Origin of the sequence: Bacillus cereus group sp. BfR-BA-01379, from assembly GCF_022663605.1 — a bacterium.
Classification (GTDB): Bacteria; Bacillota; Bacilli; order Bacillales; family Bacillaceae_G; genus Bacillus_A; species Bacillus_A mobilis.
Map to the genome: position 1 here is coordinate 1 of NZ_JAKUFT010000281.1, position 244 is coordinate 244.

Sequence of the window (244 nt, forward strand, 5' to 3'; positions counted from 1 at the left end):
TACGTTGTTGTTCTTGTTGCTGTTGTTGCTCTTGTTGTTTACGCTGTTCTTCAGCAGCCTTTTTCTGAACTTCTTCTTGTTTTAGTTTATCTTCATTAGCTTTTTTCTGAGTTTCCTCATCAGCTTTTTTCTTAGCTTCTTCGTCAGCCTTCTTCTTAGCCTCTTCGTCAGCTTTCTTCTTAGCCTCTTCATCAGCTTTCTTCGGGTCTGGAGTTCCGCCAGGTGCAGTGAAGGATGCACCAAC

Annotated in this window: 1 pseudogene; it reads right to left on the reverse strand. The window is 42.6% G+C overall.

Annotated elements, in window-relative coordinates:
• Positions 1-244: pseudogene (locus MR113_RS28755) on the reverse strand (hypothetical protein); the annotation flags it as partial.